Annotated in this window: 25 protein-coding genes and 2 pseudogenes; 14 read left to right on the forward strand and 13 right to left on the reverse strand. The window is 68.8% G+C overall.

The features are described from left to right. Positions 1–556: 556 nt before the first annotated feature. The 3 genes and pseudogenes from J4557_RS50215 to J4557_RS39235 form a co-directional block, all read right to left on the reverse strand. Positions 557–1,060, reverse strand: a pseudogene (locus J4557_RS50215) (transposase family protein); the annotation flags it as partial. Positions 1,061–1,944: 884 nt separating this feature from the next. Beyond that, entirely contained in the window at positions 1,945–2,385 is a 441-nt protein-coding gene (locus J4557_RS39230; protein WP_208271885.1) for an SRPBCC family protein, read from the reverse strand. Then, a complete protein-coding gene (locus J4557_RS39235; RefSeq protein WP_208271886.1) occupies positions 2,375–3,289 on the reverse strand; it encodes an N-acyl homoserine lactonase family protein in 915 nt (304 codons plus the stop codon). Before J4557_RS39235 ends, J4557_RS39230 begins: the two co-directional genes overlap by 11 nt. 152 nt (positions 3,290–3,441) lie before the next feature. Here J4557_RS39235 and J4557_RS39240 point away from each other — a divergent pair, with 152 nt between their 5' ends. Then, a complete protein-coding gene (locus tag J4557_RS39240) occupies positions 3,442–3,903 on the forward strand; it encodes a MarR family winged helix-turn-helix transcriptional regulator (RefSeq protein ID WP_208271887.1) in 462 nt (153 codons plus the stop codon). Between the two features lie 365 nt (positions 3,904–4,268). Further along, positions 4,269–4,592 carry a hypothetical protein gene (locus tag J4557_RS50220; protein ID WP_243777046.1) on the forward strand — a complete coding sequence of 108 codons (324 nt, stop codon included), beginning with the start codon at positions 4,269–4,271 and terminating at the stop codon, positions 4,590–4,592. Between the two features lie 38 nt (positions 4,593–4,630). Here the strand turns inward: J4557_RS50220 and J4557_RS52295 are convergent. Together J4557_RS52295 and J4557_RS39250 are read right to left on the reverse strand one after the other, a co-directional pair. Further along, positions 4,631–4,711, reverse strand: a pseudogene (locus J4557_RS52295) (hypothetical protein); the annotation flags it as partial. Next, a complete protein-coding gene (locus J4557_RS39250; protein ID WP_208271889.1) occupies positions 4,680–4,982 on the reverse strand; it encodes a hypothetical protein in 303 nt (100 codons plus the stop codon). The pseudogene J4557_RS52295 and the gene J4557_RS39250, both read right to left, overlap by 32 nt. A 267-nt stretch (positions 4,983–5,249) precedes the next feature. Here J4557_RS39250 and J4557_RS39255 point away from each other — a divergent pair, with 267 nt between their 5' ends. From J4557_RS39255 to J4557_RS39280, 6 genes are all read left to right on the forward strand, one after another. After that, positions 5,250–5,444 (forward strand): hypothetical protein, encoded by a 195-nt coding sequence (locus J4557_RS39255; protein ID WP_208271890.1) that lies wholly within the window; start codon positions 5,250–5,252, stop codon positions 5,442–5,444. Between the two features lie 245 nt (positions 5,445–5,689). Further along, on the forward strand, positions 5,690–5,998 hold the full coding sequence (locus J4557_RS39260) for a hypothetical protein (protein ID WP_208271891.1): 309 nt from the start codon (positions 5,690–5,692) through the stop codon (positions 5,996–5,998). A 724-nt stretch (positions 5,999–6,722) separates the two neighbouring features. After that, a complete protein-coding gene (locus J4557_RS39265) occupies positions 6,723–7,346 on the forward strand; it encodes a TetR/AcrR family transcriptional regulator (RefSeq protein WP_208271892.1) in 624 nt (207 codons plus the stop codon). Between the two features lie 57 nt (positions 7,347–7,403). Continuing rightward, complete coding sequence (locus J4557_RS39270; protein WP_208271915.1) at positions 7,404–7,685, forward strand: recombinase family protein; 282 nt, start codon at positions 7,404–7,406, stop codon at positions 7,683–7,685. 244 nt (positions 7,686–7,929) lie between these two features. Further along, positions 7,930–8,454, forward strand: a complete 525-nt coding sequence (locus J4557_RS52300; protein WP_208271893.1) for a transposase — start codon at positions 7,930–7,932, stop codon at positions 8,452–8,454. A 198-nt stretch (positions 8,455–8,652) separates the two neighbouring features. Continuing rightward, on the forward strand, positions 8,653–9,201 hold the full coding sequence (locus J4557_RS39280) for an integrase core domain-containing protein (RefSeq protein ID WP_208271894.1): 549 nt from the start codon (positions 8,653–8,655) through the stop codon (positions 9,199–9,201). Positions 9,202–9,962: 761 nt separating this feature from the next. Here the strand turns inward: J4557_RS39280 and J4557_RS39285 are convergent. The 7 genes from J4557_RS39285 to J4557_RS39315 all read right to left on the reverse strand — a co-directional run bounded on the left by J4557_RS39285 (position 9,963) and on the right by J4557_RS39315 (position 17,564). Then, positions 9,963–11,552, reverse strand: a complete 1,590-nt coding sequence (locus J4557_RS39285) for a class I adenylate-forming enzyme family protein (RefSeq protein ID WP_208271895.1) — start codon at positions 11,550–11,552, stop codon at positions 9,963–9,965. Between the two features lie 62 nt (positions 11,553–11,614). Next, the gene (locus J4557_RS39290) at positions 11,615–12,415 is read right to left on the reverse strand and encodes an SAM-dependent methyltransferase (protein ID WP_307800464.1); all 801 of its coding nucleotides are present in this window, start codon (positions 12,413–12,415) and stop codon (positions 11,615–11,617) included. Positions 12,416–12,563: 148 nt separating this feature from the next. Next, positions 12,564–13,337, reverse strand: coding sequence for an IclR family transcriptional regulator (locus tag J4557_RS39295; RefSeq protein ID WP_208271896.1), 774 nt, complete (start codon positions 13,335–13,337; stop codon positions 12,564–12,566). Continuing rightward, positions 13,334–15,049, reverse strand: a complete 1,716-nt coding sequence (locus tag J4557_RS39300; RefSeq protein ID WP_208271897.1) for a putative PEP-binding protein — start codon at positions 15,047–15,049, stop codon at positions 13,334–13,336. The genes J4557_RS39295 and J4557_RS39300 overlap by 4 nt, the downstream gene beginning before the upstream one ends. Continuing rightward, a complete protein-coding gene (gene dhaL / locus J4557_RS39305; RefSeq protein WP_243777049.1) occupies positions 15,046–15,675 on the reverse strand; it encodes a dihydroxyacetone kinase subunit DhaL in 630 nt (209 codons plus the stop codon). The genes J4557_RS39300 and dhaL overlap by 4 nt, the downstream gene beginning before the upstream one ends. Positions 15,676–15,804: 129 nt before the next feature. Then, entirely contained in the window at positions 15,805–16,803 is a 999-nt protein-coding gene (dhaK, locus tag J4557_RS39310; RefSeq protein WP_208271898.1) for a dihydroxyacetone kinase subunit DhaK, read from the reverse strand. Beyond that, the gene (locus J4557_RS39315; RefSeq protein ID WP_208271899.1) at positions 16,800–17,564 is read right to left on the reverse strand and encodes an MIP/aquaporin family protein; all 765 of its coding nucleotides are present in this window, start codon (positions 17,562–17,564) and stop codon (positions 16,800–16,802) included. The genes dhaK and J4557_RS39315 overlap by 4 nt, the downstream gene beginning before the upstream one ends. Positions 17,565–17,789: 225 nt before the next feature. On the opposite strand from J4557_RS39315, the gene dhaM reads away from it, so the two are divergent. Further along, on the forward strand, positions 17,790–18,182 hold the full coding sequence (gene dhaM, locus J4557_RS39320; RefSeq protein WP_307800466.1) for a dihydroxyacetone kinase phosphoryl donor subunit DhaM: 393 nt from the start codon (positions 17,790–17,792) through the stop codon (positions 18,180–18,182). Then, complete coding sequence (locus tag J4557_RS39325; RefSeq protein WP_208271900.1) at positions 18,166–18,456, forward strand: HPr family phosphocarrier protein; 291 nt, start codon at positions 18,166–18,168, stop codon at positions 18,454–18,456. Before dhaM ends, J4557_RS39325 begins: the two co-directional genes overlap by 17 nt. Before the next feature lie 492 nt (positions 18,457–18,948). Here J4557_RS39325 and J4557_RS39330 read toward each other — a convergent pair whose 3' ends face one another. Next, positions 18,949–19,488 (reverse strand): hypothetical protein, encoded by a 540-nt coding sequence (locus J4557_RS39330; protein WP_208271901.1) that lies wholly within the window; start codon positions 19,486–19,488, stop codon positions 18,949–18,951. Positions 19,489–19,936: 448 nt separating this feature from the next. On the opposite strand from J4557_RS39330, the gene J4557_RS39335 reads away from it, so the two are divergent. The 4 genes from J4557_RS39335 to J4557_RS39350 all read left to right on the forward strand — a co-directional run bounded on the left by J4557_RS39335 (position 19,937) and on the right by J4557_RS39350 (position 22,489). Next, complete coding sequence (locus J4557_RS39335) at positions 19,937–20,518, forward strand: hypothetical protein (protein ID WP_208271902.1); 582 nt, start codon at positions 19,937–19,939, stop codon at positions 20,516–20,518. 59 nt (positions 20,519–20,577) lie between these two features. Further along, entirely contained in the window at positions 20,578–21,033 is a 456-nt protein-coding gene (gene kilB, locus J4557_RS39340; protein WP_208271903.1) for a plasmid transfer protein KilB, read from the forward strand. 94 nt (positions 21,034–21,127) lie between these two features. Beyond that, positions 21,128–21,322 carry a hypothetical protein gene (locus J4557_RS39345; protein ID WP_208271904.1) on the forward strand — a complete coding sequence of 65 codons (195 nt, stop codon included), beginning with the start codon at positions 21,128–21,130 and terminating at the stop codon, positions 21,320–21,322. Positions 21,323–21,433: 111 nt separating this feature from the next. Next, positions 21,434–22,489, forward strand: coding sequence for a pentapeptide repeat-containing protein (locus J4557_RS39350; protein ID WP_208271905.1), 1,056 nt, complete (start codon positions 21,434–21,436; stop codon positions 22,487–22,489). The last annotated feature ends 82 nt before the right edge of the window (positions 22,490–22,571 follow it).

The raw sequence follows: 22,571 nt of genomic DNA on the forward strand, positions 1-22,571 counted from the left end.
GTCTGCGTCCGATGACCGATCGGGACGAGGACGCTGAGATCTTGGTGCTGCGGCATCAGGTCGCCGTGCCGGAGCGCCGGCTGGGGAAGAGGATGCGGTTCGCTGCGGGGACCGGGCGCTTGCGATGGCGTTGCTGCACTTCATGGAGACCGTGACCCTCACCGGCGCCCGCATGTACGCGCTAGCGGTCATCGAACACCACAGCCGCCGGATCCGCGTCCTGGGCGCCACCGCCCATCCGACCGCCTCGTGGCTGATGCAGGCGGCCCGGAACCTGGTTATTGGCCTGGAGGACGCCAGTTGCCGGGCATGGTTCCTGATCCGTGACCGCGGCGGCAAGTTCCCCGAGTTGTTCGACGCGGCCCTGGTCGATGCCGGCATCCGGGTGGTGCCCACCGGAGTGCGGATGCCGAGGATGACCTCGGTGATGGAACGGTGAGTGCAGACCTGCCGCCGTGAATTGCTCGAACGGACTCTGATCTGGAACCAGCGGCATCCGCTCCATGCCCTTCGTAAGTTCGAGATCTTCTACAACGAGCATCGGCCTCATCTTGTGCAGTGCGCGCAGGATGCCCCACACACGGGTGGCGGTCAGATCGTGGATCTTGCCGGGCATCGCCCCCAAGGTCCACAGGACCGTCCCGTCCGGACCGGCGATCACCTGCACGTTCATCCCGTGCACCCGATGCTTGCCGGAGAAGTGGGGGTGGTCGGCCTTCATCCGGTCGGTGTGGATCAGCGTGCCGTTCAGGACCAGGTGCGTCAGCCCGTCGGTGTCGACCTTGCGCAACGCGGCCCGCAGCTTGGGGGAACGTGCCGACAGCAGCGCGACGATCTCCTCGACGTAGCGCCAGGCGGTGGCCACCGACACCCCGAAACCCGCAGCGGCCTCGGCGAACGTCTCACCCTTGCGCAGGTGCACCAGCACCAGCAGCGACTGCTGGCCGGGGTTCGGCAGCCGCCACCGAGACCTGATCGCTCCGCGATGGCGACGGACGATTCCCGCCACGTAGTTCAGCGTCGGACGCGACAAATCCACAGCGGCACGGTAGAACAGCATGCAGAGAAGCCCCTGCTGAGATGGTGTGGTGATCAACCCGTCTCAGCAGGGGCCTCTCTGCATCTGCGGGCGTTCCGTCAACTCGCGATCATGGTGTGATCACCCCATCCCGCCCCAGGATGAAAAAGGGTCACTGTCGTCCACGGACATCCCGTTCTCCTTCTTCTTGATCATCCATCTCGAAGGATCTACGCGGTGGCCGTCTCACGTCACGACGCCATGCTCTTCACCAGCGGGAACTCGAACACCACCTCCGTGGACGCAACCAAGGGACAAGGCCGATTTCTTGATCGTTATCTGGAGTTCCGGCAGGCTCGTCAGAGCGCGCCTGACGGGCCTCCGCAATGTCGGGCAGCGGATCGGCTTCTTTCGGGTTGACGATCATGGGCAATCTCCGGTGTGTGATGTAGGGGTGGCAACCTCGGGCACTGGCAGGCCGCGCCCGCTTCCCAGGCCTGCCGGTGCCCGAGGCCGCCGTCGGCGGGGTCGATAGCGAGCATTAACAGACCTCGGCGGTAGCGCCTACCGTCGAGGTCAGAGCCCCTACCGGCCCCCTCTACCCAGGGCCTACCGAGGTAGGGGCCGACGCCCGCGAAGCGTCGCCGGAGAAGACTCCGCTACCACCAACACTGCAGCTCAGGCCGGTAACAGCGTGCGCCCGACTGCCTGCAGAGGCCCAAGGAGAGCTGGGGCAGCACTGTCTGGAGTGCGGGAGCCCATGACGGCGGTGGAGTCGGTCGCCTCGTGGGCCCACGGCCGGCACGGGCGGCGCGCCGCCTGCCAAGCCGAGCATCTGGTCCAAGCCGCCGACACCGCAGACCAGGACTGACAGGCGTCAGCCTTTCCTCGCGGGTCGGCCGGCTACAGGGGCGGGCATGGTTATCTTAGGAGGATTCGAGTAGTTGCTTGAGGACGTGCAGGTTCTTCTTCATTCCCCGTTCGAAGAGGCGCTCGGCGATGCCGCCGAGGTGTGCGGCGGGGCCGGGTAGGCCTGCTCCACTGATCTGTCCGGTGAGGGTCAGCCGGGTGCCGTCGGGTATCGGTTCGATCCGGTAGTCGTAGCGGAACGGCGTTGGTCCGCTGGTCGAGGAGAACGCGACCTCTTCGCCGGAGGTGTAGGCGGTCACCTCGACGTCGTTGTGGGCCGGGCCGCCCGGCAGTGAGCGGACCATGTGGAATCGTGCGGCCTTCCCGGTCGTGGCGGCGGTCGTGGCGGTGACGCGCTCGACCGCCCCGTACCAGCGGGGCATGGTGCGGAAGTCGGCGACGTAGGCGAACACCGCGGCGGCCGGACGGCGGATGTCGAGTGAGATCTCAAAGCTCATGACCGTCTCCTGCCTGGGGCGTGGGGAGTTGATGTCCAGGGCGGGGGGCAAGGGCGGCGGTCAGCCGCCGGCCAGCGGCGGGGTCGTGCGCGGGCAGGACGACCAGCCCGGGGAGCCGTGTGCGGAGCTGGTTGACCATCTGTGTCGCCGCGCGCATCTGCCGCTTGCTGCCGACGCCGGGGAGCTTGCCTTCGGCCAGGAGTCCGTCGTCGTAGGTGAGGTCGCCGACCATGAGCAGCGGCGGGCGGCCCGGGCGCCGCACGAGCATCGAGATCGAGCCTGGCGTGTGGCCTGGGGTGGGCAGCAGGACCAAGCTGCCGTCGCCGAACAGGTCGTGTCCGCTGCGGAAGGGGGCGAGCGCGGGGTCGGCCAGGTCCTCCATCGCGACGCGCTTCCAGCGCAGGCCGGGCAGGTTGATGTGGTCGGTCAGCAGGCCGCGGGCCTCGGGTAGCGGTCGGTGCAGTGAGTCCCACTCCGGGCGGCTGACGATGATCTCAGAACGGCCGAGCAGTGGGAGGCCCCCGATGTGGTCCTGGTGGAGATGGGAGATGACGGCGGTACCGACGTCCTCGATGGCGAGTCCGAGCCCGCGCAGCCCGGCGGCCAGCGTCTCGTCAGGGCCGACGTCGAACTTGGCGAGCCGCGAGTAGACCAGGCCGTTGACTCCGCCGGGGAAGTAGCCGGAATCGGTGACCGAGGCGCGGTCCTGACCGGTGTCGAACAGCACGATGCCTTCGCGGTGCTCGACGACGTAGACGTTGATGGGCCGCGGGGACGTCCAGCGGCGGGAGGTGGCCAGCCACAGGTAGGTGTTCTTGTGGGTGGGGCCGACATGCTCGGGCCGGATCGTGACGGTGCCGGTGCTGATGACCGACACTCCGGTGATGGGGTCGAAGGTGTTCACGCTGCCTCCCTGTGATTGCGTTACACGACATTAGATGACACGACATCCAGCTTTGGCAAGAGGTTTCACGGAAATAGGTGTCGCAACATACGTGTCGTGTAACCTGGGCACTTGGAAGGTTGCGGTGGGAGAGGGGTTTGACCGTGAGACCGGTGGAAGAGCTGCGGTATCTGATCCTTGCCCTCCAGCGGGAGGGTAACCGGATCCTGGCCGCGCAGTTGCGGCCGCTCGGGCTGACCCCGTCTCAAGCCGAGGTGTTGCGGGTGCTGCACGACCACCAGCCGCTCACCCTGTCGGCCCTCGGTCACCTGCTGGTCTGCGAGACCACCGCCAGCCCCAGCCGCCTGGTGGACCGGCTCGTAGGGCAGGAGCTCGTCGAGCGGACCATCGACCCAGACGACCGCAGGTATGTCACGCTGACCCTCACTCCGCAGGGACGGCGGCTGGAGCGCCGGGTGGTGACCGCCGAGAACCACATGCACGGTGTCCTTGAGGACCTTGTCGCCGGCCAGTCGCTCCAGGAGACCCTTCACCTGCTGCGCACGATGGCGGACGAGTTTCCCGCCGGCCAGGCCCTGGCCCGCCGTCGAGGCGACCCCATCCCAGCGGACTGAACCGCCCAGCGCCCTGCTCGTCGTGGGGCATGCCGCGACTCCTCGCCATCAGCACCAGCCGCGCCGACCTCGGCACCGAATACCGCGTCAGCCACTCCACCATCCACCGCATCATCCACGGGCCGCCGTCCGCGCAGGGCTGGCGACCGGCGCGCGACCGGCCTGCGCCGAATCCCCGGAGAGCGAAGGATGCCGTGTTCGTCTGGGCTTCGTGTAGGACGGCTGAACACCGCCTTGTTGGCCGCCGTCCGATCTGTTGGCCCGCGAGGAGGATCGGACCGGGTTGTGGCGGTAGCCCGGCCGGGTTGACGACGGTTCGGTGACGGCGGGCCCAGCGTGATTGGTGGGATTCTACGTTCCTGGGCATGCCAGTTGATGTCCTGGTGGATGAGCAGGTCGCCCGGTACCGGTGGTTCCGCGGTGAAGTGACGGTCGGTGACTTTTTTGATCGGTGGTGTGCGTCGGACAATCTGTCTCGGCCCAAGACCGTTTATGAGCATTCCTGGGAGATCCGTGACCTTGCGCTTGCCGAAATCTCCGTCCGCGCAGGTCAGGCAGCATTCTCGTACTCGTTGTGGATCCCGCCCCGACGTTGCCTTCTTCGGATGCTCAGGTGGGCGATCTGGTTCGGGTCGGTGATCGCTAAAGGCGGCGGCTTCAAGGGGCGCGCGGTGGCGATGCCCTGGTGAGGGCGATGCTCGTTGTAGAAGGTCTCGAACTCACGGAGCGTGTGGAGCAGGTGCCGTTGGTTCCAGATCAACGTGCGGTCGAGGAGCTCACGGCGGCAGGTCTGCACCCACCGCTCCATGACCGCGCATCCTCGGCATCTGCACCCCGGTCAGCACCACCCGGACGCTGGCATCGGCCCGGACGGCGTCGACCAGGTCAGGAAACTCGCGGTCGCGGTCGCGGATCAGGAACCGTGCCCGGCAGCCGGCGTCCCGAAAGTCCATGACCGGGTTCCGGGCCGCCTGCGACACCCGAGCTGCGGTCAGATGAGCGGTAACGCCAAGAACCCAGATGTGGCGGGTGTGATCGATGACCGTGAGCACGTAACTGCGGGCGCGGGTGAGGGGCACGGTCTCCAGCGACTTACAGCTATCCCGCAATCTGGCGCTCCAGCACGGCGATCTGATGCCGCAGCACCAAGATTTCAGTGTCCTTCTCCCGATCGATCTTCGGGAGCAGGCGCAGCACCGAACGTGTTCGCCACGGTCAGGTAGGCCAGCCGAAAGAGGACGACCGTTCAGCATCTCGCGCCGAACGCCGTGCCGTTGCCTGCTCTGGAACTGACCAAGCCCCGCATCGGAGCCCGCCACCCTCTTATGCCTCTCACCTGCACGGACGTGGTTTTCGGCAGGCACAAGGGCGGAGACGCCGACAAGGCCCGGGTGCTGGAGATCGGCGACCTGGACGCCGAGACGCCGCCGGCGCAAGGATGGTGGATCGACCAGCTCGCGCGGTGGGCGTCCGAGCGCAGCCCGAAGGACCGGGTGGCCGCCGTGGTGACCCTCGCCGCCCCCGAGCTCAAGGGTGACTAGCTGGTCGGCGTCGCCGAGATCGCCGAGATCGCCGCCTCGACCCTGCGCGCCTATATCTCCTGGGAGGAGAACGACGTCCCGCAGCCCCAGGCGACTCTGAACGGCCGCAGCGCCTGGCTCCGGCCGGTCGCCGAGGAATGGGCCGAGCAACGCCGCCGCTCCCGCGATGGCCTGACTGGGACGTCGCCGGCGGCCTGCGCTCGATCGTCCCAGTGCCGGACCTGGCCGACACTGTCCGACAGGCGATGTTGCACGAGTTCGCCATCGGCAAGCAGTTCCACCACGCCACCAGCGACCCCGGCGACGAGAACTACCGGTACTTCGGGATCGCGCTGCCCGTCGCCAGGATGCTCGACTGGCTCGTCCGCCACGAACCCGGCACAGCCGGTCACACGATTGAGGAGATCATCGGCGAGGCCGACCGGGCGCTCGGCATCCCCCGCCGGGTCGCCGAACGGACCATCACCATGGCCCTCACCGACGGCTCCGTGGGCCCCGAAGCCCGCCGCGAGTTCCTCGACCGCGTTCTGGTCCTCGAAGCTAATCGCGACTGACAGTGCCGCCCAGGGGCTGGATGATCGCACCAGGAAGGACAGACGACTGTGGCCATGACGCTCGGGGGGCCTCTGGCGATGTTGACGCAGGTGAGAAGACGGGTCACGGCTGGACGTGGACGTACAACGTGCTCAAGGAGCTGACCGCGAGCGGGGTGCTGAAGGAGCCGCGGGCCGGCGGCAACAAGACCTGGATGATCGTCGACCTGGCGCCGCTCGACGACGGCGCGCTCGTTCCCGCCTGACGCTCCACCCGCTCGCCCGGCACTCGGGGCGTCCCGCACTCGCGGGGCTGCCTCGCCGTCATGACGCGACGCTTTCGGGTCGCGCAGGTGCGGCTGCGTGTGGGAGCGAACGCGCGCCCGCGATGATCTTGTCACGCAGGTGTCACGGGCACGTGTCACGCGCGCGTCATGACACCCCTGCGTCACGGGTGCGCTGACCTGTAACTACCTCCCCCCGGCCCCTCCTCGTGACAGCGCCGACGTCACGCATGATCAACGTTCCTCGGCAGCGACGGCGTAGGTGACCGCCAGACCGTCTATCTGACCGTCAGCGCCGATGGCGGCAGCAACGTCTACGCCGACGGCTGGACCTGCCGGGACTGCGATGACATCTACGACCCGCAGATCTGCCGTATTCCGGTGACACCTCCAGGAGAGCCGGAACGGCGCTGGTCGGGGGCGGGATTCAACTGCGCGGACCGTGCTCTTATGCTGGAAACATGAGGGGTGAGGATCTGGAAGACGCCCGAATTCTCGACGTGGCCACCAGGCTGTTCGCCGGGCTTGGTTTCGACAGCACCTCGATGACGATGATCGCCGAGTCGAGCGGGATCACCCCGGACGCCCTGACCGCCAAGGTGGGCACCAAGACAGAGCTGTACACAGCGGTCATAGGCCGCGCCCGGCAGTTGGTGCGGGATCGCCTGGCGAAGATTCCGGCCGTCCTCGACCCACCGACCAGGCAAGGTCTCGCCCGAACCATTGACATCACTCTGGACGCCTACGCCGACAACCCACTGATGTTGAAGCTGTGGCTGCAGCACAGGATCGGGGATGCCAGCGATCTGGGGGACGTAGAAGGGCAAGCCCTCCTGCCCGGGTACAGCTGGTACGCCAACCTCCTGCGTGATGCGGCACCGGAGGATCTGGACATCGACTACATCCTCACGGCAATCAGGTGGTTGATAGAGGGCTTCCTGTCTGGTGGCATCATCCACAGCGACCCCGAGCAGCACCCCGGACATCCCCAGGGCCTGCACCGCACCGCCTCAGACCTGGAAGACTTCCGCGCCTTCCTCAAACAGGCCATGCACCGGCTGCTGCCACTCCCCGAAGAGTTCTGATCCCAAAGCGCAGGCCCCCGCCCGGCGGCCGCCGTCGAGCCGTCCGCGCACGCGCGGATCGGGTATGCCCGCGCCTCCACCGTCCGCCAGTGCCTGGACACCCAGCTCGACTTGCTCAAGGACGCGGGCGTCACGCGGATCTTCTTCGAGAAGGTCTCCACCCGCGCCAGGACGTGGCCCGCGCTCGACAAGGCCGTCGCCCTGGCCCGAGAGATGCGGGCCTCCGGGGTCGCGGTCACCCTCGTGGTGCACGAGCACAAGCGGCTCGGCCGCGCCATCGAACTGGCCGCGCTGGCCGAGCAGCCGAAGGCTTCGGGCATCGGGCTGGAGTTCCTCTAGCCGGCGAATTGCAGGGCTCGCACGACCCGTCGGGGATCTGTTCACCGTGCTGGCCGCCCTGGCGGGCAGGGAACCGAGTACATCCGCGACCGCACCCTGGAAAGCCACGAATCGGCCCGCAGCCGCGGCAAGACCATCGGCGGCGCCGGCGTCACCGCCGACGCCATGCTGTCGCACGCCCTGCACCTGCACGGCTAGGGAGTGTCCCGTAGATCTTGATCTTTGGGTTCTGTAGACCGGCCGGGTGGATGTTGATGCGTGCCTGAAGCGCCATGATCTGACTGATGCCGAGTGGGAGCTGCTGGCCCCGCTTCCGCCCGCGCATCCGCGGCAGGGACACCGATGGAACGATCACCGCACCATGATCAACGGGGTGATGTTCCGGAGCCGGGCGGGCTGTACCTGGCGGGACCTGCCGCTCAGTACGGGAACTGGAAGATGGCCTATGACCGGCATCGCCGCTGGTCACTGGACGGGACGTGGGAAGAGATCGTCGATCGGCTTGCGAGCTGGGGCCGATGAGGCCGAGGCCGAGGAATGGACGGTCAGCGCTGATTCGACCATCTTCCGCGCCCACCAGCACGCGGCCGGCGCTCGCCATGTCCCGGCCGCTGATGCGCCACAGGCTAATGACAAGAATCCCGATGCCGGTCCGGGTGGTGAGGCGCTGGGGCGTTCTCGTGGCGGGTTGAGCACGAAGATCCACATGGGGAGCCGACCGCCGGTGCCGGCCGATCGCCCGGATCCTCAGCCCCGGCCAGCACAGTGATTCACCGCGTTTCATCCCGCTGATGGATCAGATCCGCATCGCCCGGCGTGGGCCTGGCCGGCCGCGGACGCGGCCTTGTGCCTGCCGGAAACTACGTCCGTGCAGGTGGGACGTGCAGAGAGTGGGCTCTGGCGTAGGGCTTGATTAGTCGCAGGGATGGGCCGCGGCGAGGCGGTCGTCGCGGGATGATGTGCGGCTGTGCTGTTGCCACTTGCCTACTTGACCGCCGCGAACGCGTTCGCGGTGCTGCGTCTGCTTCCGATGACCGATCGGGACAAGGACGCCGAGCTCCGCATGTACGTGCTGGCGGTCATCGAGCACCACACCCGCCGCATCCGGGTTCTGGGCGCCACCGCCCACCCGACCGCAGCGTGGGCGACCCAAGCGGTGCGGAACCTGGTCATGGATCTGGAGGATGCCGGCTGCCGGGCACGGTTCTTGATCCGTGACCGGGACGCCAAGTTCCCTGAGCTGCTCGACGTGGTCCTGGCCGATGCCGGTATCCGGGTGGTGCTGACCGGGGTGCGGATGCCAAGGATGAACGCGGTGATGGAGCGGTGGGTGCAGACCTGCCGCCGTGAACTGCTCGACCGGACACTGATCTGGAACCAGCGTCACCTGCTCCACGCCCTCCGCGAGTTCGAGACCTTCTACAACCAGCATCGGCCTCACCAGGGCATCACCAACGCACGCCCGCTACAGCCGCTGCCTTCAGCGATCATTGAACCGAACCAGATCGCGACCTGAACATCCGAAGAAGGCAACGGCCGGGAGGGATTCTCAACGAGTACGAACATGCTGCTTGACCTGCGCGGACGAGGTTCTCGGCAGGGACACGGCTTCGAAGACGTTGAAGCCTGCGGCGGTCACGGGGTCGGCGTTGCCGGCGGGGATGATGATCCCGAGTTAGTGACTGTGCACGGTCGGCGATGGGGGAGCGGTCGTCGGCGCAGGGGTGTCGCTTGCTCTGTCAGGGCGTCGAGCACGATGTCGCGCAGTGGCTGGATCAGCTGGGCGTGCCGCGCCTGTTCCGGTTGGGCCAGCAGGAGCAGAACCGCGCCGGTCGTGGACGCCTCGATGGCCACCACGGCCGCCTCGACAGGTACACGGAGCAGGCCTCGCGCGTTCGCGCGTGCCGTGCAGGATGGCCCGGTTCTCCGTTGCCGCCGGGGGACGGTGGCCCGGCCGCATGTTTCCGTGCAAACGTGTTCGGGTGATCGCGGTGACCAACGCCGTGCTGTCGCTGCTGCGGCGGTAGCCGGAGCCACGCGTCGTCAACGTCTGCAGCCACGCCGCCTCGTTGACGATCTTCAGTGACCCGGCCGGCCCGATGGCGTCGCTGCTGCCGTCGGCGGCGTGCTCGCCGTCCAAGAGCGCGCTGAACGCGCTGACCGTGCGGTACGCGAACGAGCTGCGCAAGGACGGCGTGCTCGTCAACGCGGACGGCCAGACGGCGGCTTCTTCGGCGAGGAGGGCCCGATCCCCTGCTGACCGCGGGCGCGGGCCCTTCAGGCGCGGCGCGGTGACGGGGTCCGGCGCTCTCCAGCGAGGTAGCGCTCCTTGAGCAGGGACTTGTGGATCTTGCCGACCGGGGTCAGCGGCACTTCGGTGGTGATGACGAACTGGCGGGGCACCTTGTAGCCGGCCAGCCGATCCCTGCAGTAGGCGGTGAGCTCTTCGGCGGTGGGCGGCTCGCCGTCCTGCCGCGGCACCACGTAGAACCGTCCGACCTCGCCGAGGACCTCGTCGGGCACTCCGATCCCGGCGGCCAGCGCGACCTTGGGGTGCGCGGTCAGCAGGTTCTCGATCTCCACGGGATAGACGTTGAATCCGCCCTGGAGGTACATCTCCTTCTTGCGGCCGCACAGGACCAGGTGTCCGTCCGGCTCCATCCTGACCACGTCGCCGGTGGCCAGCCAGCCGTCGCGGTGGAACACCTCGGCCGTCTCCTCCGGCATGTCCCAGTACCCGGCGGCCACGCAGGCCCCGCGGATGTGGAGCTCGCCGGTCTCCCCGGGCGGGAGGGCCGCCCCATCCGGTCCGGTCACCCGGGCCTCGAAATCCCCGATCACCCTGCCGAGCGTGCGCGAGACCGTCTCCGGAGGGTCGTCCAAAGGTGAGAGCACGCAGGCGCCCGACGACTCCGACAGGCCGTAAAGCCCATGCAGCGAAGCCTGAGGGAAGCCACGCCGAATCGCCTCGACCAACGCGGGCTCCACGTTCGATCCGCCCGCCACGCAGGTCCGCACCGAGGACAGGTCGCGGGAGGCGAAGGTCTCGTGGCCGAGCATCAGCACGAACATCGTCGGCACCGCGCTCAGGAACGTGACCCGGTGCCGCTCGATGGCGCGCAGCGCCCCGTCCGGGCTGAACGCGGGTAGCAGCGCCACCGCGGCGCCGCTGACCAGCGCGGCCATGATGGTGCAGGTCAGGCCGCCGACATGGTTGAAGGGCAGGTGCCCGAGCAGCACATCGGCGTCGTCGGTCCCGAAGTGGGCGGCTTGCGCCGACGCCGAGGCCAGGATGCTGCGGTGGGTGATGACCGCGCCTTTGGGGCGCCCGGTCGTTCCCGATGTGTAGAGGATCATCAGGGGGTCGTCGGGGGTCACGCTCCTGCGTGCATCGGCCAGTGCGGACGGGGCGGGCGGCGCCGCCGTCAGTTCGTCGAAGGTGCCGCTGCCCGCGAATCCGTCGCCGAAGAAGACATGGTCGGTCACCCCGGGCGCCTGTTCCCGGAAACCTTCGAAGAAGGCGGCGAAGTCGAAGCCGCCCGCGGTGTCCACGCTGATAACGGTGCGGGCGCCGCTCTGACCGAGCATGTACGACAGTTCACTTTCGCGGTAGCGAACGTTCAGCGGGACGACGATGGCGCCGATCCGGGCCGCGGCGAAGAAGACGGCCAGCCACTGCGGCGTGTTCAAGCCCAGCAGCGCGATGCGGTCGCCATGCGCGACCCCGCGCGCCAGCAGCCCGGTCGCGACACGGTCGGTCAGCTCATCGAAGGCCGCGAAGGTCGTGGTCTCATCGCCATTGTGCAAGAACGCCTTATCCCTGGTGGCCGCGTTCTCCAGGACCACCCCGACCGTCGTCGCCCGCATGACGTCCTCCCAGACCGATGATCGCTCGACCACCAAATGGTCGGTCCCTGCGCCGCCGGTTGTCAGTTCTTGCGGCCGATTCCTCCGTAGAACCAGGTCCGCTTGGCCTCCTCGGCGCTCACCGGGTGTTCGGGACGCCACAGCGGGGCCCAGACCAGGCCCGGTTCGGCCAGTTCGAAGTCGCCGAACAGGCCGGTCACCTGGGCGTGGGTGCGCGGCGTCCCCGGCGCCGAGGTCTGCCTGTACACCTCGACGACCCTGGCGACGACGTCGGGGATGCCGTCGGCCGAGGCATGGGTGAGCGCCAGGTGGCTGCCCGACGGCAGGGCGGCACGCAGTTCGGCCATGATGCCGGGCGGATCGTCCTCGTCGGAGATGAAATGAAGGACTGCCACCAGCAGGAGCCCCACGGGCCGGTCGAAGTCCAGAAGCTTGATCTCCGGGTGCTCCAGGACGTCCCGCGGCTCGCGCACATCGGCATGGATCATCCTGGTGGTGTCCGAGCCGGCGAGCAGCGCCCGCCCGTGGGCGACGACCTGCTTGTCGTAATCCACATAGACGACCCGGGCGCGGGGATTGACCGCCTGAGCGATCTGGTGGACGTTCTGCTGCGTGGGCAGACCCGTGCCGATGTCGAGGAACTGGTCGATGCCCTGCGACGCCATGTAGCGCACCGCGCGCTGGAGGAACGACCTGTTCCCATTGATGGTGGTCAGCAGCGTCGGGTCGGCTTCGATCGCTTCCTCGGCGCGGCGCCGATCCGCCTCGTAGTTGTCCTTCCCGCCGAGGTAGTAGTCGTACATTCGCGCGATGCTGGGCACATCTGGATCGAAGCCTCTGACGGCCTGAGGCCGTTCGCCCACCTTCTACTCCTCGACAGAGAGGGTGCTGATTTTGATCATTGTAATGCCATGCCGGATAGTCGGTTCAAGAGGGCGCCTGCGGAGACGGGGCGAGGGCGTCCAGGATCGTTGTGTGACGAACTGCTCCATCCGGGCAGGTCAGTCAGGCCTAGCCCGCGGCCCGGCGAGTGTAGCCCCGGCCGGCACCGAGGTCGCGGGAAAGATTGCGGGCGGTCTCTCGCACGGCGACGGCGATGGCCTCCCGCGTGCCCTTGGCCAGGAGGCGTTCGACCGCCCCCACGACGCCGATGGCACCCGCGACCTCACCCGACCGGTCAAGGACCGGGGCGGCGATGCCCGCGTCGCCCAGAGCGCACTCCTGATCCTCGATGGCGTACCCGGTGCGCCGAACATCCGCGAGCTGCTCGCCGAGAGTCACCGGATCCGTCAGGCTCGCCCCGGTCAGGACGGCCAGCTTCCCGTTCAGCAGGTCCGCCTCTACGGGCTCGGGGCCGAAAGCCACGATCGCCTTGCCCAGGGCGCAGGTGTTCCACGGGATGGTCGCGCCGACCTCGAGGATCTGGACCGCTCCCTCAGGGCGGAACACGTGGTGGACGACCAGGACATGATCACCTGCGCGGACCCCGACCCATACCGCTTCCTTGACCCGGGTCGCGAGCCCGTCGGCCCAGGTCAACGAGCGGGTGCGCAGCTCGTGGCCGTCCAGGTAGGCGTTGCCCAGATAGACGAGGCCGGGACCGAGGGCGTATTTGCTGGACTCGTGGTCCTGGACCACCAGGCCCTCCGACTCCAGGGTCCGCAGCATCGAGTGGGCCGTCGGCTTGGCCACCTCGATCCGCTCGGCCAGCTCGGTCACGCCCAGCCGCCCCGATCGCGCGAGCTCCCGCAGGATCTGGACAGCACGCTGTACCGACTGGATCACAAACCCGCTCCGTTCGGCATTGCTGAATGGCCTTCCGAAATCGAGCCTATCGTTTGGTTCCTTGCCCATACGAGCTGCCCCACCTGCTGGACCGTGTGGCATTCGAGCGCCTCGGCCGCGAGTCGAGTGCACTCGTCACGCCGCAGCCGCCGAATCCGGTAGCGGACCTCGTCGACGCGGGCGGGCGCGACCGACAGCACGTCGATACCCAGACCCACCAGGAGCGGGATCACGGTCGGATGCGCGGCGGCGTCCCCGCACACCGAGACCTGCCGCCGGTGACGGTGGGCGGCCTCCACCGTACGGGCGATCGCGGCCAGCACGAAGGGATGCGCGGCCATCTCGGGCGCGGCCGCGGGGTCACGGCGGTCGAGCTCGAGGACCTGGCAGGTCAAGTCGTTGCTCCCGATGGACAGGAAAGCGGACTCCGCGGCCAGCTCGCCGGCCCGCTCGACGGCCTCGACGAGCTCGATCATGACTCCGAGCGGCGGCGGCTCGATCCCGAGGGCCTCGGCGGCGGAGTTCAGGAGCTTCCGGCAGGCCCGCAGCTCACCGGTGGAGGCGACCATGGGGATCATGATGCGAAGATCGGTGCCGACCGGTGCGGCAGAGAGAATCGCACGGAACTGGTCGGCGAAGGCGGCAGGCTCGGCGAGCATGAGCGGCAGCCCTCGGCCGAGCCGCTCTCCCTGCCGCCCGGCGGCGAGGAACGGCGGGAGCTTGTCGTCGGCGAAGTCCAGAGTCCGTACGGTGACGGGCCTGCCCGTGAGCTCCCGCAGGATCGGGGTGAGCATCGTGCTGTGCCGCAGCTCGGTCGGCCATCGGGTGGACTCCAGGAAAGGCAGCTCCGTCCTGAGGAGTCCGACACCGTCCGCCCCGGCCTCCAGACCGGCCCGCGCATCGGCGGGCGTCGCCACGTTGGCGCGCAGCCCGACCTCGTGTCCGTCGAGCGTCCGGCAGGGCAGATTCCGTTCTCTTCGATAACTGTTGCGGAGACTCCGCATGTCGGCCATTTTGGCCAGCGCGGCCTCTCGTTCCATGCTCGCCGGGTTGGGCCGGACCAGGCCGCGCTCACCGTCGACCAGCACCTCGATGCCGTCGTCCAGGTCCAGCAGGGCGAGGTCGATCCCGGTCAGCAGCGGGATGGAGAGCGAGCGGGCCACGATCGCGGCATGGGAGTTGGGTCCGCCGCGGACCGACAGCGCGGCCACGACCGGTGCGGTGGACTCCAGCAGGTCGGCTGTGCCGATCTCTTCCGCGATCAGGACCAGCGGGCCGTCGGGCGGGGCGCCCACGTCGCCGTTGAGCCACGCCAGGGCACGTTTGCCGATCTGCCGCACGTCGGCGGCACGGTCGGCGAGGGTCGGATCGTCCAGTTCGGCGATGGTGTCGGCGTAGTGGCCGACGGCCCGGCTGATCGCGACGCTCACCGGCTCGCCCCGCTCGGCATTGCGGATCGCCGCTCCGCGCAGATCGAGGTCGCGGGCGATGAGGCTGCTGACCTCCATCAGGTCGGCTTCCTCGGGTCTGCCGCGCGCATGCAGCTTCGCCGCGAGGGCGGCCAGTCGTTCGGCGACGGCGTCGAAGGCGGCGACCACCCGTTGCGGGCCTTCGCCGTCGCCGCTGCCGCGTCCCGGCATGGCGTCCGGCTTGGGCCGGTCCGTACGGTAGGCGAAACCAAGAGCGGTGCCGTCCGACGCCACCAGGGTCATCGCGTCACCGCCTCGGCCAAGGCCCGGAATATCAGAACGGTGGAGGTGGCGCCGGGATCCTGGTGGCCCTGGCTCCGTGGGCCGAGGTAGGAGGCGCGGCCCTTGCGAGCGATCATGGGGATGGTGGCGCGCATGCCCTCCTCGGCCGCGGTCCAGGCCGCACGGGCGGCGTCGGTGAGGTCACCGCCGCCGCGCAGTGCCTTCTCGAAGGCGTCCACCCCTGGGCTGTAGGCATCGATCATCGTCTTGTCGGCGGGCTGGGCCGCGCCGAGCTTCTGGACCGCTTCCAGGCCCGCACGCAGTGCCGCGAGGAGCTGTTCGGCGGTGGCGGCGGGCCCGGCGAGTTGCTTGCCGGCGGCACGGAACGCCGACCCGTACAGGGGACCGGCCGCACCTCCGACGGTCGATACCAGCGTGGTGCCGGTCTTGACGAGGATCGCGCCCACCGTGGGAAGGTCGGCGCCGTCCAGAGCGGTCTCGACGGCGGTGAAGCCGCGCTGCATGTTGACGCCGTGGTCGGCGTCCCCGATCGCGGAGTCGAGCTGGGTGAGCTGGTCGGCGTCACGGCGTACGGCGGAGGCGATGCCCCGCACCCATGTCAGGGCGGCGTCGGTGTCCATGTCCATAGCGGCATTCCTAGCGGTCGTCGGTTCGATGGGGTGGGCGGACCCGCGCGGTACGTCCCGCCGTACCGCGCGCTGCCGTGCTCCGTCAGGTGTGAACCGTGGGGCTGTGCTTCCGCGGGTGTATCTTCGTCAGCATCCCCAGCGCAGGGCCGGGGTGTCGACGGGCGAGTCCCACAGGTCGAGCATCTGCTGGTCGGCGTGGCACACGGTCAGGGACGCACCGGCCATGTCGAGGCTGGTGATGTAGTTCCCGACCAAGCTACGGGCGATGGTCACCCCGCGCTCGGCCAACCGGGCGGCGACGTCGCCGAAGAGCAGGTAGAGCTCGATCAGCGGGGTGGCGCCCAGACCGTTGAGCATGACGATGGTCTCCGCACCGCGCGGAAGCGGCATGTCGCTCCAGACGGCCTCGACCATCGTCGCTGCGAGCTCCGCGGCGGGGCGGATCTTCTCCCGGCTGCGGCCGGGCTCCCCGTGTATCCCGACACCGACCTCGATCTCGTCCTCGGGCAGGTCGAAACCGGGCTTGCCGGCCGCCGGGGTCGTGCACGCGGTGAGCGCGACGGCGAAGGAGCGAGACGCGGCGTTGACCCGGGTGCCGAGATCGGAGACGGCCGCCAGGTCCCCGCCCTTCTCGGCGAGCGCTCCGGCGATCTTCTCCACGAGGAGGGTGGCGCCGGTGCCGCGGCGACCGGCGGTCCAGGTGGAATCCTGGACCGCGACGTCGTCATCGACCAGGATGGTGGCGACGTTGATCCCCTCGTCGGCGGCCAGTTCGGCGGCGAGCTGGAAGTTCATGACGTCGCCGGTGTAGTTCTTCACGACGAAGACCACTCCGGCCCCGCTGTCGACCGCCTTGGCGGCGGTCGTCATCTGGTCGGGCACGGGGGAGGTGAAGACCTCTCCGGGGCAGGCGGCGTCCAGCATCCCGGTGCCGACGAACCCGCCGTGCAGCGGCTCGTGCCCGGATCCGCCGCCGGAGATCAGAGCCACCTTGCCGGGGCGGGCTCGCGCGGCGCGGGTGATGACCCGGCCGACCGGGTCGACCGTGAGCGAGGGGTGCGCGGCGGCCACTCCGGCCAGCGCATCGGTCAGTACGGTGTCGGGGGAGTTGATGAACTTCTTCACGCCATGGCCTCCTCGGCGTGGGCCGGCTCGACGGTCTCGGCGCTGCGGGCCGCCGTGCCCCTGTGGAGGGCGAAGGTGTAGACGACGCCGGCGAGGACTGCCCCGCAGATCTCGGCGCCCAGGTAGACGGGAAGCTGGCCCCAGTGCACGCCGGCATCCGCGACCTGGCCGACCAGCATCGGGCCGAGCGTACGGGCCGGGTTGATCGAGGCGCCGGTAGCCGGGGCGACCGGGATGATGATCGCGAACACGGCCAGGCCGATCGCCAGCCCGGCGAATCCGCCCGGGGCGCGACGGTCGATCGCCCCGAACACGACCAGCGCGAGCAGGAACGTGCCGACGGCCTCGGCCGTGAAGGCCTGCCCCGCGCCCACGCCCGGCTGGTAGGCGGCGATGCCCAAGCCGACGTCGACGGCCTTATGCCCCAGCACTCCGATGATCGCCGCCGCTCCGGCGCAGGCCCCGGCCACCTGGGTCGCGATGTAGCCGGGCACCTCGCGCCACGGCATCTTCCCGGTGGCGGCCAGGGCCAGAGTGATCGCGGGGTTGATCTGGCAACCAGAGATGTGGCCGATCGTGTAGACCGCCGCGATGACGGCCGTGGCGAAGGCGAGCGAGATCATGCCCAGCTCCGCCATCGTGAACGGCGCGCTGCCGCCGACCATGCGCGTGGCCGGAACCGAACCAACTCCGATGAACACCAGCATCGCGGTGCCGAGGCCCTCGGCCAACAGCTTCTGGATCAGATTGTTCTCTGCCATGGATCCCGCCCGGCGGCGAACCGCCTGAGCGCCCCACCTCCTCGAACGAGTGTAACGCAGTTCACAATCGATGAACGATGTTCGGAAGGTAGGTCGATCGAGGTGAACGTGTCAAGTCCTCTTATCGCTGTACTTTCAGGCGCTGTGCGAGTGCGAGGGGGCAAGGTGATGGGATCGGAGTGTTCGGTATTGCTGACTTGTGTTCAGCTATATAGACTCCCGATCGTGAAGAACTTCGTCGGAATCGTGCTCGTGTCGCACAGCCCCCTGCTGGCCGCCGGGCTCGCCGACCTGCTGGGCCAGATCAGCGGCGGCGGCGTGCCCATCGCCGTCGCGGGCGGGACCGAGGACGGCCGGATCGGGACCAGCTACGCGCTGATTCGGGAAGCCATCGCCAAAGTCGACCAGGGGGCCGGTGTCGCCGTGCTCCCGGACCTCGGCAGCTCGGTGCTCACCACACGCACGGTCCTGGAGGACCACCCGGACCCCACCGTCGTCATGGTCGACGCGCCCTTCGTCGAGGGAGCCCTCAGTGCCGCCGTCACCGCCGTCGGCGGCGCCGACCTCACCACCGTCATCACCGCAGCCCAGGAGGCCCGTCTTGCGCACAAATTCTGAGCCCCCTGCCCACGCCGCACAGGCGGCCGAGGTCACCGTGACCCTCCCCGCCAACCTGCACGCACGGCCCGCCGGGCAGCTCGCGAAGGCCGCGGCCCGCCTCCAGTCCGCCATCACCCTCGAACACGCGGGCCGCACCGCACGCGCGAGCGGAATCCTGGCCGTGATCGCGCTGGGGGCCACCGCAGGGAGCGCCGTCACCGTCCGTGCCGAGGGTCCCGATGCTGAGACCGCCGTGGACGCCATCGCCGAGCTGCTGAGCAACGCCGAATAGCCAACGCTGAGGAAGGTGAGGAACCCTTCGGCGTCAGCTTGTAGCTCTCAGTGTGTCGATCGCTATGGATCTGGTAGCGCCGGCCGGTCGCGCGTTCGAAGTCGATGAGCTTCTTTAGATGCTGGCACAAAAGAACAGTCGATCAAGTCGATGGAAGACGATCGGGGAGCCTCTCACCTGCGAAAGCACCCTAGGGGAGTCGCGGTGGATCCAGGAGAGTCGGCCTACGGTGGCTCCCCAATTGGCTCCCCCTGCTGCTGCCCGCAAGGTTGGAGGTGCTCAACGACGAACAAGATCATATTCGGTGGCGGAGGCCGCTGCAGCGTCAGTTGCCCGTGGTTCGTGTCGATGGAGTGGACCGCCGGACAAGGCCGCCTCTCACCTGCGCCGAGTCGACAACGAGCCGACAGGGTTATTGATGATCTTGTGGCTTGCCCGTCGGTGGCCTCGCCTGACCAGCATGGATGGAGTTTTCGGCAAGCGCACCGCTCCTCATGGTGTGTCATGTCCCCGGCCCTGCAGGGCCTCGCGCAGGACCGCGTTCTGCTGCTCGGCGTCGGTGAGTCGGCCGGTGACCTCGTCGTGGGCGGCCTTGGCGTCCGCGTATGCCTCCCTTGCGTGCTGCTCGCGGCGCTCGGCCGTCGCGGTGTTGTCCTCGGCGGTCAGCCGGGCCTGCTCGGCGCGGCCGGTCTCCTTGCGCGCCTGGTCCGCTTCGGCGGCAGCGCGGCGCGCGGCGGCGACCTTCTCATCGTGGCCGCCGCGCGCGGTGCGCGCCTCGTCCCGGGCTTCGTCGGCACGGGTCTCGGCGAGGGTGGCGCGGCGCGCGGCCTGCGTTTCGGCGTGCGCGGTCTCGGCGTCGGCGTGGGCGTCGGCGACCGCGCCGTCCAGCAGTTCCTTCAGAGTGCCGGCGTGCTCGGCGAGCGCGGCCACCATCGGGACCAGCCGCGGGGTCTCGCCGCGCAGGGTGCGGACCGGGCCGAGCTCGGCGGTCTCGCGGCGCCGGGCGTCCTTGGCGTTGGCGCTGCGGTGCACGTCGCTGCATAACCGGGCGGTGTGGCGCGCCCGGCGCGGGATCAGCCGGCCGCAATACTCGCACGGCCGGCGGCCGGCGGCCGGCGGCCTCGGTGGCGGCGGTGCGGTCGGCGACCGCGTTGGGCGACATGTCGTCGCGCGGCCGTCGGCGAGCGCGCCACCGCGCTGGCGCGGGAACTGGCCGAGGCGTGGCTGACCGGAGCGGCGGGTCAGCGACCTGGCCATCGCCCAGGGCGTCCGGGCAGGGCTCACCGCCGGCGAGACCAAGCAGCAGATCGAGGCTCGGATCCGAGCTGGGGAGGCCCAAGGACTCCCGCTCACCCCTCTGGTGACCACCAGGGGGAACAGCGCACACCCGCCGGGCGGTGTGGGTTTGTCGGTGATTTCAGGGTCGTATCAGGGATCTTCCCGATGTTGTCGGCGACGGAGTGGGGCCAGGCTCGGCGTCATGACCACGTCAGAACCCGCAGACCGGATTCCCGCCGGCGTCGTCCGCAAATTCCGCGATGGACTCGTTCGGGACGAGTTGGATCGCACGTCACCGATGTTCCGGGTCATCGTCGACCAGGCCGCCATGATGGCACGACTTCGGACACCCGACGGAGAGGTCATCGAATGGTGGGAAGCTCCCAACGAGGCCGGCGGGACCTTCATCTACCTACGTCAGCTCCCGGCCGACGGCGGAGATGAGCAGGGAAGCACCCAAGGCGACAGCGCCGAGGGCCGGCCGCCCGGCGTGCCCCCCATGCTCATCGTGATCGACGAGACTCTGCGCCGCGGCCGCTGGTTCGTGGCCGGGCACATATTCAGGCCCGGAGCGGTGGCGGTTCGTCTCGAGTTCGAGGACGGCCACAGTCACGAGGTCGCCGTGCAACCCAACGGCTACTTCCTGGATCTCCTGCCCTGGCCCTCGGAGGCGCAGCCGTGGCGGTTCGATGCCGTGGCCCTCGACGGTCGTGGCAGGGCCATCGAGCGCGACGCGGACCGCCACACGTTCGATGATCTCCCTGGCACAGAGGAACCGTCCTGAGCCCGGGGTGCGGGCTCCAGACCTGTGTGCCGGAGCGCTGGTTGTGGTCGACTCGTCCCGTGAGCGCTGTGTATGCGAGTTTGATCGCCGTCTTCGGGACTCTGCTGGGGTCTTTCAGCACCTATCTGTTCCAGCAGCGGACCGCTGTTCGGATGGAAGCATCCGCACGTGAGGAACTGCTCCGCCAGGAGCGGCTGGCCGCCTACAGTACGTTCGCCACAGCGGTGACCGACCTCAAACGCGGAGTCGTGGCCGCACTACTCCGGCGGTCGGATCCGGACGAACATCGCGTCGCGCTCTCAGAGGCCGACCGCCTGGGGGCGCTTGCCGAAGCGGCACGATTCCGACTGCTGTTGGTGTCCGGTCGGCCAGAGCCGCTTGCCGACGCTGCATTCGCGCATATAGCCACCCTCGGCGACGCGACCGACGAGGGAGACCTCAAGGCCGCTGAGGCGGATTTCGAAGCGGCCGTCTCAGCGTTCATCCTCGATGCTTCAAAGCGGCTCGCCATATAGCCGCTCACACCGAAGCGGCTCGTTTCCTTTCACAAGTACGTGGACACCGGGCTGGTCAAGGAGGCCTCGGCCACGCTCGCGTCCGTGCCGTTCGATGTTCGGCAAGGCGGCCTTCCCCGGGGACGCCGTGTTCGCCGGGGCGATTTTTGAGGCTGGGGTTGATATGGCGTCGGCCACCATGGCGGATGTCACCGGAGGGCATACGTCACCGCTGGGCTGGTGGATCGAGCCGTCTGAAGGGGGCGAGTGGCATTTCGTCCGCGACCTCGCTCCGGCGAGCGCTTCCTGAGGGCCCTGCCCCACATCGGAAAGCGTCGAAAAACGATGGTGCTTGCCCCGTTGTGGCCATCTGGTGGCCATGACGCGGCGCGGACTCGTTGACTGATCAGTTATGGATCGGATGACGAGGCTTCGCCGGCGGGGGCAGTACGAGTTTGCGCGGCCGGTCGTGCGTGGTCTAGGGACGGTGCTGGCCGGGCTCGGCCTGGCGGCGCTGGGGGCGGTGTACGCGGTGGCGTTGTGGCGGATGCCCGACTGGATGCACCAGCGCGATCCCAAGGACCGGCATAACGCGCGGCTGCTGGTGGTGTCGGCCGGCGGTGCGGTGGTGGTGGCGGTGTCGCTGCTGTACACCGCCCGCTCCTACCGGCTCAGCCGCCGCGGGCAGGTCACCGACCGATTCACCAAAGCCCTGGAACGGCTCAGCTCGAACGACCTCGACGCCCGGCTCGGTGGCATCCACGCCCTGGCCCACGTCGCCGCCGATTCTCGTCCCCACCACGACGATGTCGTGGAGGTCTTGGAGGCGTTCGTCCGCCGCCGTGCCCCCAAAGTTCGCCGCGACGACGGGCCGAGCCTGGCCTGGAGTCCTCGTTTGCCCGAGTGGCCCGACTCCGACGTCCAGGCCGCGTTGACCGCGCTCGGCCGACGGCCCCACCGCCCAGAGCGCCGCACCCTTGACCTCAGTGACCTGCATCTGACCTTCGCTCGCCTAGCCGATTTGGCCTTGGAGGGCGGGGTCTTGGAGGGTGCGGACCTGGAGGGCGCGGACCTGAGGGGCGCGAACCTGAAGCATGCGTACCTGAGCGAGGCGCACCTGAGGGACGCGAGATTGGAGCGCGCGAACCTGAGGGGCGCGGATCTGGAGGGCGTGGATCTGGAGAGCGCGAACCTGGAGGGCGTGGACTTGAGGGGTGCGAACCTGAAGCACGCGGACCTGAGGAGCGCGGACCTGGGCAGCGCGGACTTGAGGGGCGCGAACCTCGAGGGCGCGGATCTGGGGAATGCGCACCTGTGGCACGCGGACCTGGGGGGCGCGGACCTGAGGTTCGCGAATCTGGAGCATGCGAACCTGAAGCGCGCGGACCTGAGGGATGTGTACCTTGCGGGGACGAAGCTGAAGCACGCGAACTTAGAGCGTGTCTCACGTGGATCCGACCGCCGGTGTGCGGCATGATTTGGGGGCATGTCGTCGGATCTTGCGCTGCGGCTGGTGCCGGACGAGTTGTGGGCGATTGTTGAGCCGTTGATTCCGGGGT

Origin of the sequence: Actinomadura nitritigenes, from assembly GCF_017573545.1 — a bacterium.
Lineage (GTDB): Bacteria > Actinomycetota > Actinomycetes > Streptosporangiales > Streptosporangiaceae > Spirillospora > Spirillospora nitritigenes.

What these genes read in the sequence shown, in the direction of transcription:
- J4557_RS39345 (WP_208271904.1), top strand. Translation starts at nt 21,128, where the DNA reads ATGTTCGGCAAGGCGGCCTTCCCCGGGGACGCCGTGTTCGCCGGGGCG.
- J4557_RS39260 (WP_208271891.1), top strand. Translation starts at nt 5,690, where the DNA reads ATGTTGCACGAGTTCGCCATCGGCAAGCAGTTCCACCACGCCACCAGC.
- J4557_RS39230 (WP_208271885.1), bottom strand. Translation starts at nt 2,385, where the DNA reads ATGAGCTTTGAGATCTCACTCGACATCCGCCGTCCGGCCGCCGCGGTG.
- J4557_RS39315 (WP_208271899.1), bottom strand. Translation starts at nt 17,564, where the DNA reads ATGGCAGAGAACAATCTGATCCAGAAGCTGTTGGCCGAGGGCCTCGGC.
- J4557_RS50220 (WP_243777046.1), top strand. Translation starts at nt 4,269, where the DNA reads ATGCCAGTTGATGTCCTGGTGGATGAGCAGGTCGCCCGGTACCGGTGG.
- dhaL (WP_243777049.1), bottom strand. Translation starts at nt 15,675, where the DNA reads ATGGACATGGACACCGACGCCGCCCTGACATGGGTGCGGGGCATCGCC.
- J4557_RS39300 (WP_208271897.1), bottom strand. Translation starts at nt 15,049, where the DNA reads ATGACCCTGGTGGCGTCGGACGGCACCGCTCTTGGTTTCGCCTACCGT.
- J4557_RS39350 (WP_208271905.1), top strand. Translation starts at nt 21,434, where the DNA reads ATGACGAGGCTTCGCCGGCGGGGGCAGTACGAGTTTGCGCGGCCGGTC.
- J4557_RS39335 (WP_208271902.1), top strand. Translation starts at nt 19,937, where the DNA reads ATGACCACGTCAGAACCCGCAGACCGGATTCCCGCCGGCGTCGTCCGC.
- J4557_RS39265 (WP_208271892.1), top strand. Translation starts at nt 6,723, where the DNA reads ATGAGGGGTGAGGATCTGGAAGACGCCCGAATTCTCGACGTGGCCACC.
- J4557_RS39285 (WP_208271895.1), bottom strand. Translation starts at nt 11,552, where the DNA reads ATGCGGGCGACGACGGTCGGGGTGGTCCTGGAGAACGCGGCCACCAGG.